Source organism: Actinacidiphila sp. bgisy144 (assembly GCF_057708105.1).
Genome location: NZ_JBYIRM010000010.1, coordinates 28369 through 43273, shown reverse-complemented (window position 1 = coordinate 43273; position 14905 = coordinate 28369). Strand labels below are relative to the sequence as shown.

12 protein-coding genes are annotated in these 14905 nt (G+C 73.6%); 1 reads left to right on the top strand and 11 read right to left on the bottom strand.

The window, feature by feature from the left end; translation table 11 throughout:
* Positions 1-110: 110 nt before the first annotated feature.
* Positions 111-1391, bottom strand: coding sequence for a GAF domain-containing protein (locus tag AC3EVP_RS14005; protein ID WP_435129904.1), 1281 nt, complete (start codon positions 1389-1391; stop codon positions 111-113).
* A 262-nt stretch (positions 1392-1653) separates the two neighbouring features.
* The gene (locus AC3EVP_RS14000) at positions 1654-3303 is read right to left on the bottom strand and encodes an acyl-CoA dehydrogenase family protein (RefSeq protein ID WP_435129901.1); all 1650 of its coding nucleotides are present in this window, start codon (positions 3301-3303) and stop codon (positions 1654-1656) included.
* Positions 3304-3321: 18 nt separating this feature from the next.
* Between AC3EVP_RS14000 and AC3EVP_RS13995 the strand changes: the two genes are divergently transcribed.
* The gene (locus AC3EVP_RS13995; RefSeq protein WP_435129898.1) at positions 3322-4608 is read left to right on the top strand and encodes a YihY/virulence factor BrkB family protein; all 1287 of its coding nucleotides are present in this window, start codon (positions 3322-3324) and stop codon (positions 4606-4608) included.
* 66 nt (positions 4609-4674) lie between these two features.
* Here the strand turns inward: AC3EVP_RS13995 and AC3EVP_RS13990 are convergent, their stop codons facing one another.
* The 9 genes from AC3EVP_RS13990 to kdpF form a co-directional block, all read right to left on the bottom strand.
* Entirely contained in the window at positions 4675-5979 is a 1305-nt protein-coding gene (locus AC3EVP_RS13990; RefSeq protein ID WP_435129895.1) for an alginate lyase family protein, read from the bottom strand.
* Positions 5980-6227: 248 nt separating this feature from the next.
* A complete protein-coding gene (locus AC3EVP_RS13985; protein ID WP_435129892.1) occupies positions 6228-7298 on the bottom strand; it encodes an ABC transporter ATP-binding protein in 1071 nt (356 codons plus the stop codon).
* Positions 7295-8152, bottom strand: a complete 858-nt coding sequence (locus AC3EVP_RS13980; RefSeq protein WP_435129889.1) for an ABC transporter permease — start codon at positions 8150-8152, stop codon at positions 7295-7297. The genes AC3EVP_RS13985 and AC3EVP_RS13980 overlap by 4 nt, the downstream gene beginning before the upstream one ends.
* On the bottom strand, positions 8149-8997 hold the full coding sequence (gene modA, locus AC3EVP_RS13975; RefSeq protein ID WP_335979869.1) for a molybdate ABC transporter substrate-binding protein: 849 nt from the start codon (positions 8995-8997) through the stop codon (positions 8149-8151). The genes AC3EVP_RS13980 and modA overlap by 4 nt, the downstream gene beginning before the upstream one ends.
* 253 nt (positions 8998-9250) lie before the next feature.
* Complete coding sequence (locus tag AC3EVP_RS13970; RefSeq protein ID WP_335979838.1) at positions 9251-9934, bottom strand: response regulator; 684 nt, start codon at positions 9932-9934, stop codon at positions 9251-9253.
* A 2-nt stretch (positions 9935-9936) separates the two neighbouring features.
* Entirely contained in the window at positions 9937-10551 is a 615-nt protein-coding gene (gene kdpC, locus AC3EVP_RS13965; protein ID WP_335979837.1) for a potassium-transporting ATPase subunit KdpC, read from the bottom strand.
* A gap of 33 nt (positions 10552-10584) precedes the next feature.
* Positions 10585-12741 carry a potassium-transporting ATPase subunit KdpB gene (kdpB, locus tag AC3EVP_RS13960; RefSeq protein ID WP_435129884.1) on the bottom strand — a complete coding sequence of 719 codons (2157 nt, stop codon included), beginning with the start codon at positions 12739-12741 and terminating at the stop codon, positions 10585-10587.
* Entirely contained in the window at positions 12741-14405 is a 1665-nt protein-coding gene (gene kdpA, locus AC3EVP_RS13955) for a potassium-transporting ATPase subunit KdpA (RefSeq protein WP_335979835.1), read from the bottom strand. The genes kdpB and kdpA overlap by 1 nt, the downstream gene beginning before the upstream one ends.
* On the bottom strand, positions 14402-14494 hold the full coding sequence (gene kdpF / locus AC3EVP_RS13950) for a K(+)-transporting ATPase subunit F (RefSeq protein ID WP_335979832.1): 93 nt from the start codon (positions 14492-14494) through the stop codon (positions 14402-14404). Before kdpF ends, kdpA begins: the two co-directional genes overlap by 4 nt.
* Positions 14495-14905 lie beyond the last annotated feature (411 nt).

Here is a 14905-nt window from a genome sequence, read left to right as displayed (position 1 = left end):
TCGCGCCGACGGAAGCGGGGTGCCCAAGGGGGCGCGGGGAACTGCGCGATCAGCCACGACCGGGCAGGTGGTCCCGGAACCGACAGCACCATCCGCCCCGGGGGGTCCCGTCACCCCCGCTCCGCCAGAACCGCCGGCGCGAGCGAATGCGGGAGCAGGTCGGCCGGCCGCCCGGGCCGCAGCACCTCCACGCCGACCCCGTCGGCGAAACGATACGGCCGGTGCGCCAGCACCCCCGCCAGGGTCCGCCGCAGCCGCGACATCTCCGCCCGTACGGTCACCGCCCGGCTCGGGTCGCCGAACAGGTCCGCCGCCAGCTGCGTCGCGCTGCGCCCGCCCGGGTACAGCGCCAGCACGAACAGCAGCTCCGCGTGGCGCGGGCTCAGCCGCTGCGACCACGGCCCGGCCGGGCCGTGCACCGTCACCTCGGCACCCTGCGCCCCGCTCAGGTCCAGCACCACGCGGTGCGCCGCCGCCGGCCGCTCCCGCTCGCCGACCCGCACCAGCCAGCCGCCCGGCAGCGGGTCCAGTTCGCACAGGCCCAGCGTCGGCAGCCACACCTGCCCGGCCCGTACCCGCGCGGGCAGCGCGACCCGGTCGGCGCAGGCCATCCCGGTCACCGCGGCGACCCAGCCGTTGCGGTCGACCACCAGCGCCTGCCCGGACAGCCGGGTCAGCAGCGGCGCCGCCACCGACCGCAGCCGCCCCACCGCCTCCCAGTGCCGGGCCCGCAGCTCGCCCTCCGCGACCCGGGCCACCGCCGACACCAGCGCCAGCGTCGCCGGGTTCAGGCTGGTCGCGGGGCCGCTGACGTCGACCACGCCCAGCAGCCGGCCGTCCCGCGGGTCGTGCAGCGGCGCGGCGGCGCACGTCCAGCTGTGCAGGGTGCGGACGAAGTGCTCGGCCGAGTGCACCTGGAGCGGGGTACGGGTCACCAGCGCGGTGCCGATCGCATTGGTGCCCACGGCGTTCTCGGCCCAGGAGGCGCCCTCGGCGAAGCCCACCCGGTCCGCCCGGCGGCGGATCGCGTGGCTGCCGTCGCGCCACAGCACCCGGCCCTCGGCGTCGGTGACGACCATGATGTGCCAGGTCGCGTCCGCGACCGCGACCAGGCCGTCCCGCAGGCTCGGCATGATCTCCGCGAGCGGGGTGGCGTGCCGGCGCTGCTCGACCTCGTCGGTGCTCAGGATGCGGTGCGCCGCGCCCATGTCCGGATCGACGCCCAACTGCTGCGCGCGCGTCCACGACTCGCTGATCACCGTACGCGGCCCGGTGGCCGGACGCGGCGCCCGGCCGGACCAGGGGGCGTCCCGGACCGGCGCCGGCAGGTGTGCCGCAGGCCGGCCGCCGGTGCCCACCGGCCGCACCGGACCGATCCGAAGGTGTGCCATCTCGCCTCCGCTCAGCCCCGTTGCCCAGTATCGGTGGTCGGTGTGCCCACGCCCTCGCGCCCGCCGGACCGGCCGGACCACGTGCAACGTGCTGCAACCCTTGCGAGCGTACGCGACTTTGACGGACAGTGACGGCACGTCACCGACCTCGCACATCTGCAACTCGCGGTCGGTGGCGGCCCGTCGCGTACGGGTCGCGTTACCGGAGGTGGTGCCGAGTCGGCGCGGCGCCACCTCCGCCCCCCCTTGTACGGCGGCCGGCTCAGACCGCGACCGGCCGGGCCCGCTCCACCAGCGCGGCCAGGTCCGCCGAAGCGGACAGCGTGCCGAAGGTGGCGCCCCAGTCCCGGCCCAGCCGCGACGCGCAGAACGCGTCGGCGACCGGCGCGGGCGCGAACCGCACCAGCAGCGAGCCCTGGAAGACCAGCGCCATCCGCTCCACCACCCGCCGCGCGCGCGTCTCGACGCCCTCCAGGTCCGCGAGGTCGGTGAGCAGGTCCTTCACCGCCGCGTCCAGCCGGGGGTCCGCGCCGTGCGCGAGGCCGACCTCGGCGAGGAAGGCGTCCACCGCCTGCGGTTCGCGGCCCAGCACCCGCAGCACGTCGAGCGCCTGCACGTTGCCGGAGCCCTCCCACACCGAGTTCAGCGGCGACTCCCGGAAGATCCGCGGCATGCCGGACTCCTCCACGTAGCCGTTCCCGCCCAGGCACTCCAGCGCCTCCACCGCCACCGCCGGGCACCGCTTGGTCACCCAGAACTTCGTCACCGCGACCGCCAGCCGCCGCAGGGCGCGCTCGCGCGGGGTGTCCGCGTCGTAGGCCGCCGCCAGCCGCAGCACCGCGGTGGTCGCAGCCTCCGACTCCAGCGCCAGGTCGGCCAGGACGTTGCGCATCAGCGGCTTGTCGATCAGCGGCCCGCCGAACGCGCTGCGGTACGCGGCGTGGTGCACGGCCTGCGCGACCGCCTGCCGCATCAGCGCGGCCGAACCCAGCGCGCAGTCCAGCCGGGTGGCGGCCACCATCTCGATGATCGTGGCGACCCCGCGGCCCTCCTCGCCGACCCGGCGCGCCCAGGTGCCGGCGAACTCCACCTCCGAGGAGGCGTTGGAGCGGTTGCCGAGCTTGTCCTTCAGCCGCTGGATCGCGAAGGCATTGCGGCTGCCGTCGGCGAGCACCCGCGGCACCAGGAAGCAGGTCAGCCGCTGCCCGCCGTCGGCCGGCACCTGCGCCAGCACCAGGAAGCCGTCCGACATCGGCGCCGAGCAGAACCACTTGTGGCCGGTGAGCGCATAGGTGCCGTCCTCCGCCAGCGGCCGCGCGATGGTGGTGTTCGCGCGGACGTCCGAGCCGCCCTGCTTCTCGGTCATGCCCATCCCGAACAGCGCGCCCGGCTTCTGCCCCGGCGCGACCAGCCGCGGGTCGTAGACGTGCGCGCCCAGCCGCGGCTCCCACTCGGCGGCCAGCCGCGGGTCGGCGCGCAGCGCGGGCACCGCGGCATGGGTCATCGACACCGGGCAGCCGTGCCCGGCCTCGGCCTGCGTCCACACCATGAAGCCCGCCGCGCGCCGCAGGTGCCCGTCCGGCCGCGACCAGGCGTCGGTCAGGCCCGAGGTGACCGCGTGGCCCAGCAGCCGGTGCCAGGACGGGTGGAAGTCGACCTCGTCGATCCGGTTGCCGTACCGGTCGTGGGTGCGCAGCACGGGGGAGTAGGTGTTCGCCTCCTCGCCCCAGCGCTGCGCCTGCGCCGAGCCCGCGGCCCGGCCGAGGTCGCTGAGCTCGCCGTCGATCTCCGCCAGCCGCTCCGGGGCCGCGTGCCGCGCCACGCCTTCGGCGAGCGCGCGGTCCGTTCTGTACACGTCATGGCCGACCAGGGGCGGCGCCTGGTTCGTGACCGTGTGAGTGGGGGCAGTCATGCCAGCTAACGTAAGGGCGTGCAAGCAGCAGACGAAAGAAGCCACCGGAGACCGGGCCGGTGGCGCAGGGCCCGCGCGCTGTACCGGAATGTCTCCAAACGCCGGATGGCCTGGCTGCTGCTCAAGGACACGGTGGACTCCTGCATGGAGTACCGCGTCACCGGGCTGGCCGCCGAGGCGGCCTTCTTCGTGCTGCTGTCGCTGCCGCCGCTGCTGCTCGGGCTGGTCGGCGCGCTCGGTTACGTGGACACCGTGGTCGGCCTGGACACCATCGACCACATCCGGCACAACATCCTCAAGGCGTCCGCCACGGTGCTGTCCGACAAGGGCGTCAACCAACTGGTCAAGCCGCTGGTGGACGACGTCTTCCACGGCCGCCGCCCGGACCTGATCTCCATCGGCTTCCTGATCGCCCTGTGGTCCGGCTCCCGCGCGGTCAACGTCTTCGTCGACACCATCACCATCATGTACGGCCTGGAGGGCCGCCGCGGCATCGTCCGCACCCGCCTGATGTCGCTGCTGCTGTACGTGGCCGCGCTGCTGGTCGGCGCCGCGGTGCTGCCGCTGGTGGTGGTCGGCCCCGGCACGCTCACCCGCTACCTGCCCGGCGGCAGCGCCACCGAGCACATCCTGTACTGGCCGGCCGCGCTGTTCGCCGTGATCGCCTTCCTCACCACGCTGTACCACGTCTCGGTGCCGGTCCGCTCGCCCTGGTACGAGGACGTGCCCGGGGCGCTGGTGGCGCTGCTGATGTGGGTGGTCGGCAGCTTCGTGCTGCGGATCTACCTCACCCACGCCGTCGAGGGGCACACGATCTACGGGTCGCTGGCCGCGCCGGTCGCGGTGCTGCTGTGGATAGGGGTGTCCGCGTTCGCCGTGCTGGTGGGCGCGGCCGTCAACGCCGCCGTGGACCGGGTGTGGCCGTCGGTCGCCACGTCCCTGGCCCGCGAGGAGAACGACCGGCTGCGGGAGGCGGCCGCGGCCGCGGTGGTGGCCCGCGCGGTCGCCGCCCGCCGGGCCCGGCACGCGGCGCCCAGCACCGGGGAAGAGGAGGAGCGGGAGGCGCAGTTGCCGCCGGCGGAGTACCCGGAGCGCTGGGCCGACTTCCACCCGCACCTCGACATCAGGGCGCGGCTGCGGTCCGCCCGCCCGGGCAGCTCCCCGCGCCGCCGCCCCCCGGCGCCCGACCTGCCGGACTACCCGGGCCAGGCGCCCCCGATGCCCCCGCCGCCGCGGATGCCGCCCCCGATGCCGCCCCTGCCCCCGCGCGCCCCGCACTTCCCGGACGACCGCTCGCACGGTTAGGGCGCGCCGCGGCCCGCCCCGCGGGTGGCGGGGCGGGCCGGGCGTCATGTGACGGCGGGGAGGCCGTCAGCTCGTGGGGATCACATCCGGGTTGTCCGCGTTGGTGAGCGTCTCCCATGCCACGAACAGCGCGTTGGTGCCCGCCGGGCGCTGCGACTCCGTCAGCGCCTGGGTGTTGGTCATCGCGATGCCCATCCGGTTGTGCAGCGCGTTGAACCCGACCTCCGTCACCGGCCCGAGCCCGAGGTTGAGCTGCCCGCCGCACAGCCAGGACGGCGGGGCCGTCCCCAGCTCGTACTTCGACTGGAAGCCGAGCGCCTGCCGCAGCCGCTCACCGACCTGCGGGTAGAGGTCCTGACCCTGGATCGCGGCGGTCTCGGCGACGTCGGAGATCGACGCGATGCCGTACCCGGTGTGGGTGAAGTCGCGGCAGGTCTCCTGGGTCAGCCCGGTGACGAACGTGGACTGCCCCTGCCAGTAGCTGATGATCTTCGCGGAGGTGTCCAGCCCGCTGCCGGGCACCGTCTTGGGCAGCGAGCCGTCTGTGGACAGGTAGACGTAGGCGGCGACGCGGTTGAGGTAGCGGGTGATCGCCTTGTCGTAGTCCGCGGAGTCGTCGAGGAAGACGGAAATGCCGACCGCGGCCTCCATCATCACCAGCTCCCAGTTGCCGTTGCTGTTGGAGCCGTTGATCACCTCGGGCAGGTAGACGTCGCGCAGCATGTCCGAGAACCGCGTGATGTCCGCCGGCGACCAGCCGTCGTACGTGTAGCGGATGATCTCCGCGGCGCGCGGCCACACCGAGCCGGCCCAGCCGGTCTGGAGGGGCGCGTTGCTGTTGGTGTGCTCGGTGATCGTCGACGACCAGGCGTTCATCAGCTCGATCGACTTCTGCGCGTAGGCGCTGTTGCCGGTGATGTACCAGGCCAGCGCGTCGGTGTACGCGGCGATCGCGTCCTGCCGCTCGTCCGTGCAGCCGTTGTCGGGGTTGGAGTACGACCCGCACTCCACGTCGGCGCGCGGTTTGGGGGTGCGGGACAGGGAGGCGTACGAACTGCCGATCATCTGGTTGTACGCGTCCTTCCACGGCTCCGCGTTCGCCTGCACCTGCTCCTTGACGTAGGCGAGTTGGGGCAGGCTGACCAGGACGCCCGGGTGCGTGAAGGTGGTGGGCGCGGCGGCCACGGCGGGGGCGGCGTGTGGGGCCGGGGCGGCAGTGGCGGTGGCGGTCCCGGGCAGTGCGGTGAGCGCGGTGCCGAGGGCGGCGGCCGCGGCGGCCAGCCCGGTGGCCCGGCGGAAGCGTTTCCGCCGGGGGCTGCCGGTGCTCCGGGTGCTCCGGGCGTCGTGGGTGCGGTGGGGGAATCTGCGCATGGTGGGGGCTCCTTGCTCCGCGGTGGGGCGGGAGGTGAGGTGCGGCCGGGCAGTGTAAGGAAACTTTCCTTTCCGTGGTACGCGAGGATCGCGCCCTCCACCGCCCCAGTCAAGGGGCTGAACAAAGGTCAATGACCTGAACCCGCACCCGAATTGCCTCCTTCCGAGGGCATCGCCCACCGGGTCGGACACATCTACCTGGCGGGCGGGGCCGCCCTGTGCGGGGGACGGCGCGGTGGCGTGCGGGGTCAGGAGGGGTAGGTGTGGGTGTCGGGCGGGGGGATGGTGGCCCACAGGGCGGTGCCCTCGCCGGGGGAGAGGTCGGCGACCGCGGGTGGGGGGAGGTCGGCGGTGAGGGGGAGGTCGTCCGGGGTGGTGGTAAGGGTGATGCGGAACCGGGCGCCGTGGGACTCCATGCCGGTGACGCGGACGGGCCAGGCGTTGGGGGTGGCCGGGTCGGGGCGTTCGCGGTGGAGGGTGACGGCGCCGGGCGGGAACGCCGCGAACGCCGGGCCGGTCAGTGCGGCGGTGCCGGTGAGCGCCAGGTGCGGGCTGATCCGGACGCGGGCGCCGTCGGCCTCGCCCCGGAAGAGGTTGAGCCCGACCAGGCGGGCGATGTAGTCGGTGCGCGGGTGGCGGGCGATCTCCGCGGGGGCGCCCTCCTGCACGATGCCGCCGTGCTCGACCACCGCCAGCCGGTCGGCGAGCACCATCGCGTCCAGCGGGTCGTGCGTGACCAGCACTGCCACCGCCTCGAACGCGGCCAGATGGCGGCGCAGTTCGGCGCGTACGTCCAGCCGGGCACCGGCGTCGAGGGCCGCCAGCGGCTCGTCGAGCAGCAGCAGCCGGGGCGCGGTGGCCAGCGCCCGGGCGAGCGCGACCCGCTGCGCCTGGCCGCCGGACAGCCGGCGCGGCTTGGCGTGCGCGTGCCCGGCCAGGCCCATCCGGTCCAGCAGGCCGGCGGCCAGCCCCCGGGCCTCGGCGCGGGAGGCGCCGTGGCAGCGCGGCCCGAACGCCACGTTGTCCAGGGCGCTCAGGTGCGGGAAGAGCAGGTAGTCCTGGAAGACCACGCCGACCGGGCGGTGCTCCGGCGCGATCCGCACCCGCTCCACCGGGCGCTCCAACTCCCGCCCGTCCAGCCGCAGATGGCCGCCGGTCAGCGCGGTCAGCCCGGCCAGCGCGCGCAGCGAGGTGGTCTTGCCCGCGCCGTTCGGCCCGAGCAGCGCCACCACCTCGCCGGGTTCCGCGGCCAGGCGCACGTCGAGCCGGAAATCGCCGCGGTCCACCACCAGATGGGCGTCGAGCCCGCGGGCGCTCATCCGGTGCCCGCCCCCGTCCAGCGGTCGCGCAGCCCGGCCAGCACCGCGACGGACACCGCGAGCAGCACCAGGCTCAGCGCGACGGCCGCGTCCGGGTCGTCCTGGAGCGCGAGGTACACCGACAGCGGCATCGTCTGGGTGCGGCCGGGGAAGCTGCCCGCGAAGGTGATCGTGGCCCCGAACTCGCCGAGCGCACGCGCCCAGGCGAGCACCGCGCCGGCCGCCACCCCGGGCGCGATCATCGGCAGCGTCACCCGGCGGAAGGCGGTGAAGCGGGAGGCGCCCAGCGTCGCGGCGGCCTCCTCGTACCGGCTGTCGGCGGCCCGCAGGGTGCCCTCCACGCTGATCACGAGGAACGGCATCGCCACGAACGCCTCGGCGACCACCACCCCGGCCGTGGTGAAGGGCAGGGTGACGCCGAACCACGTGTCCAGCCACTTCCCGACGATGCCGTTGCGGCCCAGCGCCAGCAGCAGCGCCACCCCGCCGACCACCGGCGGCAGCACCAGGGGCAGCGTCACCAGGGCCCGTACGAGCCGGCGGCCGGGGAAGCGGGTGCGGGCCAGCAGCCAGGCCAGCGGCACCCCGAGCGCCATGGCCACCGCGGTCGCCGACGTCGCCGTCTCCAGCGACAGCCGCAGCGCCTGCCACACCGCGGAACCGGTCAGCAGGCCGGGCATGTTGCGCCAGGGCGCCCGCACCAGCAGGGCCAGCAGCGGCACCAGCAGGAACGCCAGGCCGACCACGGCGGGCAGCAGCAGCGGCAGCGGGACGGCGCCCCCGCCCCGCTGCCGCCGCGGCCGTACCGGCGGCTGCGCCGCCCCCGCCCCGGCGTTCTTCGGTGCGGGCCTCACGGGTTGAGGAAGCCCGCCTCGCCCAGCACCTTGCGGCCCTCGGCGGACTTCACCAGGGCGATGAACGCCGCCGCGCCGCTCGGGTTCGGCGCGGCCTTCAGCGGCGCGATCGGGTACTCGTTGATCGCCTTGGCCGACTCGGGGAAGGTCACCCCCTGCACCTTGCCGCCCGCGCTCTTGACGTCGGTCTGGTAGACCACCGCCGCGTCCGCCTCCTTCAGCTCCACCTTCGTCAGCGCGGACTTCACGTCCTGCTCGTACGACTTGGGGGTGAGCTTGAGGCCGCTGGCGGTCAGCGCCTTCTGCGCGGCGGCGCCGCACGGCACCGTCTTGGCGCACAGCACCACCGAAAGGCCCGACCCGGTCAGGTCCTTGAGGCTGGCGATCTTCTTCGGGTTGCCCGGGAGGGTGGCGATCTCCAGCTGGTTGCGCACGAAGTCGGTGGGGGTGGCGGACGCGTCGCCCTTGTCGGTGACGGTCTTCATGGTGGCCGGGCTGGCCGCGGCGAAGACGTCGGCGGGGGCGCCGCCGGTGATGCTCGCGGCGAGCTGGTCGCTGCCGCCGAAGCTGAAGACCACCTTCGTGCCGGGGTACGCCTGCTGGAAGTCCTTGCCGAGCGCGGTGAAGGACTCCTTCAGCGACGCGGCCGCGAAGACCACCACGGTGCCCGAGACCTGCTGCGGCCCGGACGCCGACGCGGACGACGAGCCCGACGGCTTCGAGGAGTCCGAGGACTTCGAGGAGGACGACGAGCAGGCGCCCAGGGCCAGCAGCAGCGCGGCGCCGCCGGCCGCCGCGCACAGGCCGCGCGAGCGCGCGCGACGGGTGGTCCGGGCGAACCGCATACGTGGGGTGGTCACAGGAAACTCTCCCTCTCCGCCGAGCCGCCGGTCGCGGTCATGGGCACGATGATAGTTCCGCAGCTGCCAGGGGAAAGTCCGCCGTAGCATCGCATAATCCAAACGATCACCGGACCTGCCCTCGCTTGTGCGATCAGACGACCACCGCACCGGGCGCCGCCGGAGACAGGCGGCCGTAACGGCCAACGGCAACCGGCCCCCGGCTCGGATCGGCATCGGCCCGCGGCTCGACCGGCGCTCACGGCTCGAACCGGTACCCCATCCCCGGCTCGGTGACGAAGTGCCGCGGCCGGGTCGGATCGTCCTCCAGCTTCCGCCGCAACTGCGCCATGTACACCCGCAGGTAGTTCGTCTCCGTCCGGTACGACGGCCCCCACACGTCGCGCAGCAGCTGCTGCTGGCTGACCAGCCGGCCCGGGGTGCGGACCAGCGCCTCCAGCAGGTGCCACTCGGTGGGGGTCAGCCGGACGTCCGCACCGTGCCGGGTCGCCTTCTTCGCCGCGAGGTCCACGGTGAAGGCGGCGGTCTCCAGCCGGGCGGCGGCCGGCTCCGGCTCCCGGCCGGAGCGGCGCCGCTCGGCCGCCCGCAGCCGGGCGAGCAGCTCGTCCATCGCGAACGGCTTGGTGACGTAGTCGTCCGCGCCCGCGTCCAGCGCCTCCACCTTCTCGTCGGAGCTGTGCCGGGCCGACAGCACGATGATCGGCACCCGGCTCCAGCCCCTGATCCCGGCGATGACGTCGGTGCCGTCCATGTCGGGCAGCCCGAGGTCGAGCAGCACCACGTCCGGGTGCCGGTCCGCGGCCATCCGCAGCGCGGTCGCGCCGTCGTGGGCGGCGTCCACCTCGTAGCGGCGCGCCCGCAGGTTGATCACCAGGGCCCGGACGATCTGCGGCTCGTCGTCCACGACGAGGATGCGCGTCACGCTCAACCCAGCTTCGCGAGCGCCAGGTCGAGGGTGACCACGTCGACGTACGGCGCGCCCAGGAAGCCCAGCGGCCGGCCGTGGGTGTGCTCCGCCACCAGCTGCCGCACCACGGCGGTGCTCAGGTGGCGGGCCTTCGCGACCCGGTCGACCTGCTCGGCCGCGTACGCCGGGGAGATGTCGGCGTCCAGCCCGGAGCCCGACGCGGTGACCGCGTCGGCCGGCACGTCCGCCGGGTCCACCCCGTCGAACGCGGCGACCGCGGCGCGGCGCTCCTTGATCGTCTTCACCAGGTCCGGGTCGTTCGGGCCGAGGTTGGACGCGCCGGACGCCAGCGGGTCGTACGACCCGGCCGAGGGGCGCGGCTGGAAGTACTTCGGGTCGGGCTTGGCCACCTCGTCGGGGTCGTTCGGGTTCTTCTTGGGCAGGTCGAAGTTCTGCCCGATCAGGCTGGAGCCGACGGCCTTGCCGTCCAGCTCCACCCGCGAGCCGTTGGCCTTCGCCGGGAACGCCGCCTGGGCGACGCCGGTGACCAGCAGCGGATACGCCAACCCGCACAGCACGGTGAAGACCAGCAGCATCCGCAGGGCCGCCAGGTGGTTGCGCACGATACGCATGGGGGCTTCCTTACTCTTCGCAGCCGGGCGCGCTCAGCGCAGCCCGGGGATGAACTGCACGACGAGGTCGATGAGTTTGATCCCGGCGAAGGGCAGCACCAGGCCGCCCAGGCCGTAGACCCAGATGTTGCGGCTGAGCAGCGCCGCGGCCGAGGACGGCTTGTAGCGCACCCCGCGCAGGGCCAGCGGGATCAGGGCCACGATGATCAGCGCGTTGAAGACGATCGCCGAGGTGATCGCGGAGCTCGGGCTGTGCAGGCCCATCACGTTCAGGTGGCGCAGCCCCGGGTAGACCCCGGCGAACATCGCGGGGATGATCGCGAAGTACTTGGCGACGTCGTTGGCGATGGAGAAGGTGGTCAGCGCGCCGCGGGTGATCAGGAGCTGCTTGCCGATCTCGACGATCTCGATGAGCTTGGTCGGATTGGAGTCCAGGTCCACCATGTTCCCCGCCTCCTTGGCGGCGGAGGTGCCGGTGTTCATGGCGACGCCGACGTCGGCCTGGGCGAGGGCGGGGGCGTCGTTGGTGCCGTCGCCGGTCATGGCGACGAGCTTGCCGCCGGCCTGCTCCCGTTTGATCAGCGCGAGCTTGTCCTCGGGCGTGGCCTCGGCGAGGAAGTCGTCGACCCCCGCCTCGTCGGCGATGGCCTTGGCCGTCAGCGGGTTGTCGCCGGTGATCATCACCGTGCGGATGCCCATCCGGCGCAGCTCGTCGAACCGCTCCCGCATGCCCTCCTTGACCACGTCCTTGAGGTGGATGACCCCGAGGACCGAGGCGGTGGCCGCGCCGTCGCGCCGCCGCACCACCTCGCCGACGACCAGCGGGGTGCCGCCGCTGCCGGCGATCGCGTCGACCATCGGGCCGACCTCCTCGGCGGGAGAGCCGCCGTTGTCGCGTATCCACTGCGTCACCGCGGCCGCCGCGCCCTTGCGCAGCGCGCGTTCGGCGCCCTCCTCGCCGAGGTCCACCCCGCTCATCCGGGTCTGCGCGGTGAACGGCACGAACTCCGCCCCCGCCAACTCGCCCTCGCCGCGGCCGCGCAGCCCGTACCGCTCCTTGGCGAGCACCACCACCGAGCGGCCCTCGGGTGTCTCGTCGGCCAGCGACGCCAACTGCGCGGCGTCCGCCAGCTGCTGCGCGCTGACCCCCGGCGCGGGCAGGAAGTCGGCGGCCTGCCGGTTGCCCAGCGTGATGGTGCCGGTCTTGTCCAGCAGCAGCGTGGTCACGTCGCCCGCCGCCTCGACCGCCCGCCCGGACATCGCCAGTACGTTGCGCTGCACCAGCCGGTCCATGCCCGCGATGCCGATCGCCGACAGCAGCGCCCCGATCGTGGTCGGGATGAGCGCCACCACCAGCGACACCAGGATCACCAGGGACTGCTCGGCGCCCGCGTAGACCGCGAACGGCTGGAGGGTGACCACGGCCAGCAGGAAGACGATGGTCAGCGACGCCAGCAGGATGTTCAGCGCGATCTCGTTCGGCGTGCGCTGCCGCGCCGCGCCCTCCACCAGCGCGATCATCCGGTCGATGAAGGTCTCCCCGGGCTTGGAGGTGATCCTCACGACGATCCGGTCCGACAGCACCGAGGTGCCGCCGGTCACCGCGCAGCGGTCGCCGCCGGACTCGCGGATCACCGGCGCGGACTCGCCGGTGATCGCCGACTCGTCGACGGACGCGACGCCTTCGACGACATCGCCGTCGCCGGGGATGGTCTGCCCGGCCGCCACCACGACGTGGTCGCCCACGCACAGCGAGGACGCCGGCACCTCCTCCTCGGTGCCGGCCGGTTCCGAGGAGGAGCCGCCCGGCTGCCAGCCGGCCAGCCGCCGCGCGGTGGTGGCGGTCCGGGTCCGGCGCAGCGACTCGGCCTGCGCCTTGCCGCGCCCCTCGGCCACCGCCTCGGAGAGGTTGGCGAAGACCACGGTCAGCCACAGCCACACGGTGATCACCCAGGCGAAGACGCTCGGGTCCTTCACTGCCTCCAGCGTGGTGAGCACCGAGCCGACCTCGACCACGAACATCACCGGGTTCCGCACCATCACCCGGGGGTCGAGCTTGCGGCACGCGTCCGGCAGCGACGCCAGCAGCTGTTTCGGGTCGAGCATGCCGCCGCCGACCCGGCCGCCCGCGGCGGGCTGCGGCGCCGCACCCGGCGCCGCGGGGGGTTTCGAAGTGGTCAGAGACGACATCAGTGCAGACCTTCCGCGAGCGGTCCCAGCGCGAGCGCCGGGAAGTAGGTGAGCCCGACCACGATGACGATCACCGCGGTGAGCAGGCCGACGAACTGCGGCCGGTGGGTGGGCAGGGTGCCCGCGGTCGCGGGCACCGGCTGCTGGCGGCCGAGCGAGCCGGCCAGCGCGAGCACGAACACCATCGGCAGGAACCGGCCGGCGAGCATCGCCAGGCCGAGCGCGGTGTTGTACCAGTTGGTGTTGACCGACAGCCCCGCGAACGCCGAGCCGTTGTTGTTCGCCGCCGACGTGAAGGCGTACAGCACCTCGGAGAAGCCGTGCGCGCCGGAGTTGAGCATCCCGGCCCGCTCGCCGGGCAGCGCCATCGCCAGGCCCGCGCCGACCAGCACGATCGCGGGGGTGGTGAGGATGTACAGCGAGGCGAACTTGATCTCCCGGCCGCCGAGCTTCTTGCCCAGGTACTCCGGGGTGCGCCCGACCATCAGCCCGGCCACGAACACCGCGATCACCGCGAGGATCAGCATCCCGTACAGGCCCGAGCCGGTGCCGCCGGGCGCGATCTCGCCCAGCATCATGTTGAAGATCGTCATGCCGCCGCCGAGCGGCGAGTACGAGTCGTGGAAGGAGTCGACCGCGCCGGTCGAGGTGAGCGTGGTGGACGTGGCGAACAGCGCCGAGCCCCACACGCCGATCCGCTGCTCCTTGCCCTCCAGCATGCCGCCGGCCGCGTGCCCGGCCGCGCTGTGCACGCTGTGCAGCTCGTTGACGGTGATCACCGCCACCGAAGCGGCCCAGATCAGCGCCATCACCGCGAGGATCGCGTAGCCCTGGCGCCGGTCGCCGACCATCTTCCCGAAGGTGCGCGGCAGGCTGACCGCGATGACCAGCAGCAGGTAGATCTCCACCAGGTTGGTGAAGGCGTTGGGGTTCTCGAAGGGGTGGGCGGAGTTGGCGTTGTAGAAGCCGCCGCCGTTGGTGCCCAGCTCCTTGATGACCTCCTGCGAGGCGACCGGTCCGCCGGTCAGGCTCTGGTGGTCGCCGGCGATGGTGGTGAGCGACTGCACGCCGTGGAAGTTCTGCACCGCGCCGCCCGCGACCAGCACGATCGCGAAGACGAAGGCGATCGGCAGCAGCACCCGCAGCACGATCCGGGTCAGGTCCACCCAGAAGTTGCCGACCCGGTCGGTGCGCTTGCGGGTGAAGCCGCGGATCAGGGCGGCGACCACCGCGATGCCGACCGCGGCCGACACGAAGTTCTGCACCGCCAGCCCGGCCATCTGCACCAGGTGGCCCATGGTGGTCTCACCCGAGTACGACTGCCAGTTGGTGTTGGTGACGAACGACGCCGCGGTGTTGAAGGCCACGCCCGGCGCCACCGCCTTCATGCCGATGGCCAGCAGCAGGTGGTTCTGGAGCCGTTGCAGCCCGTACAGGAACAGCACGGAGACCGCGGAGAACGCCAGCACGCTGCGCAGGTAGACCGGCCAGCGCTGGTCGGCGTCGCCGTCGACGCCGCCGACGCGGTAGAGCAGCCGCTCCACCCGCAGGTGGCGGGGGGAGGTCAGCACATGGGCCAGGTAGTCGCCCAGCGGCCGGTAGGACAGGGCGAGCACGGCCAGCAGCGCGAGGATCTGCAACCAGCCGGCGAGGGTGTCGTTCACGAGAACTTCTCCGGGCGGATCAGGGCCACCACCAGGTAGCCGACCAGGGCCACGGCGACGACGAGGCCGACGATGTTCTCGGCGCTCACAGCCGTTCCACCCCCTTGGCGACCAGGCCGATGACGGCGAACACCACGACGGTGAGGAGAAGGAACAACAGGTCTGGCATGCGTGAGCACCCCGGTGCAGTGGTTCGGAAGGGGACGGGACCGCCCGCGGGCCGTGGACCGGTCGGCGGGCGCTCCCACTGAAGCCCGTCCGGGGCCGCCCGGAGCCGTCCGTTAGCGCCTTCCTGACGCGCTCACCTGCGGCCTTGACGGTGTCTTGACGCGGGCCCCGGGGCGGGTCCTGACGCGGGAGCCGGCGCGGGTCCTGGCGCGGACCCGGGAGCACGGGCCGTGGCCGCGGAGGCGGGGCGGCTCCGGCACGGAGATCGCGGGGAGGGATAATCGAGGCGTGGGCCGAGGGCGGCGCGACCGTACGACGGCCGCCGTCGCCAC

What these genes read in the sequence shown, in the direction of transcription:
- modA (WP_335979869.1), bottom strand. Translation starts at nt 8,997, where the DNA reads ATGCGGTTCGCCCGGACCACCCGTCGCGCGCGCTCGCGCGGCCTGTGC.
- AC3EVP_RS14005 (WP_435129904.1), bottom strand. Translation starts at nt 1,391, where the DNA reads ATGGCACACCTTCGGATCGGTCCGGTGCGGCCGGTGGGCACCGGCGGC.
- kdpC (WP_335979837.1), bottom strand. Translation starts at nt 10,551, where the DNA reads ATGCGTATCGTGCGCAACCACCTGGCGGCCCTGCGGATGCTGCTGGTC.
- AC3EVP_RS14000 (WP_435129901.1), bottom strand. Translation starts at nt 3,303, where the DNA reads ATGACTGCCCCCACTCACACGGTCACGAACCAGGCGCCGCCCCTGGTC.
- AC3EVP_RS13990 (WP_435129895.1), bottom strand. Translation starts at nt 5,979, where the DNA reads ATGCGCAGATTCCCCCACCGCACCCACGACGCCCGGAGCACCCGGAGC.
- AC3EVP_RS13985 (WP_435129892.1), bottom strand. Translation starts at nt 7,298, where the DNA reads ATGAGCGCCCGCGGGCTCGACGCCCATCTGGTGGTGGACCGCGGCGAT.
- kdpB (WP_435129884.1), bottom strand. Translation starts at nt 12,741, where the DNA reads ATGTCGTCTCTGACCACTTCGAAACCCCCCGCGGCGCCGGGTGCGGCG.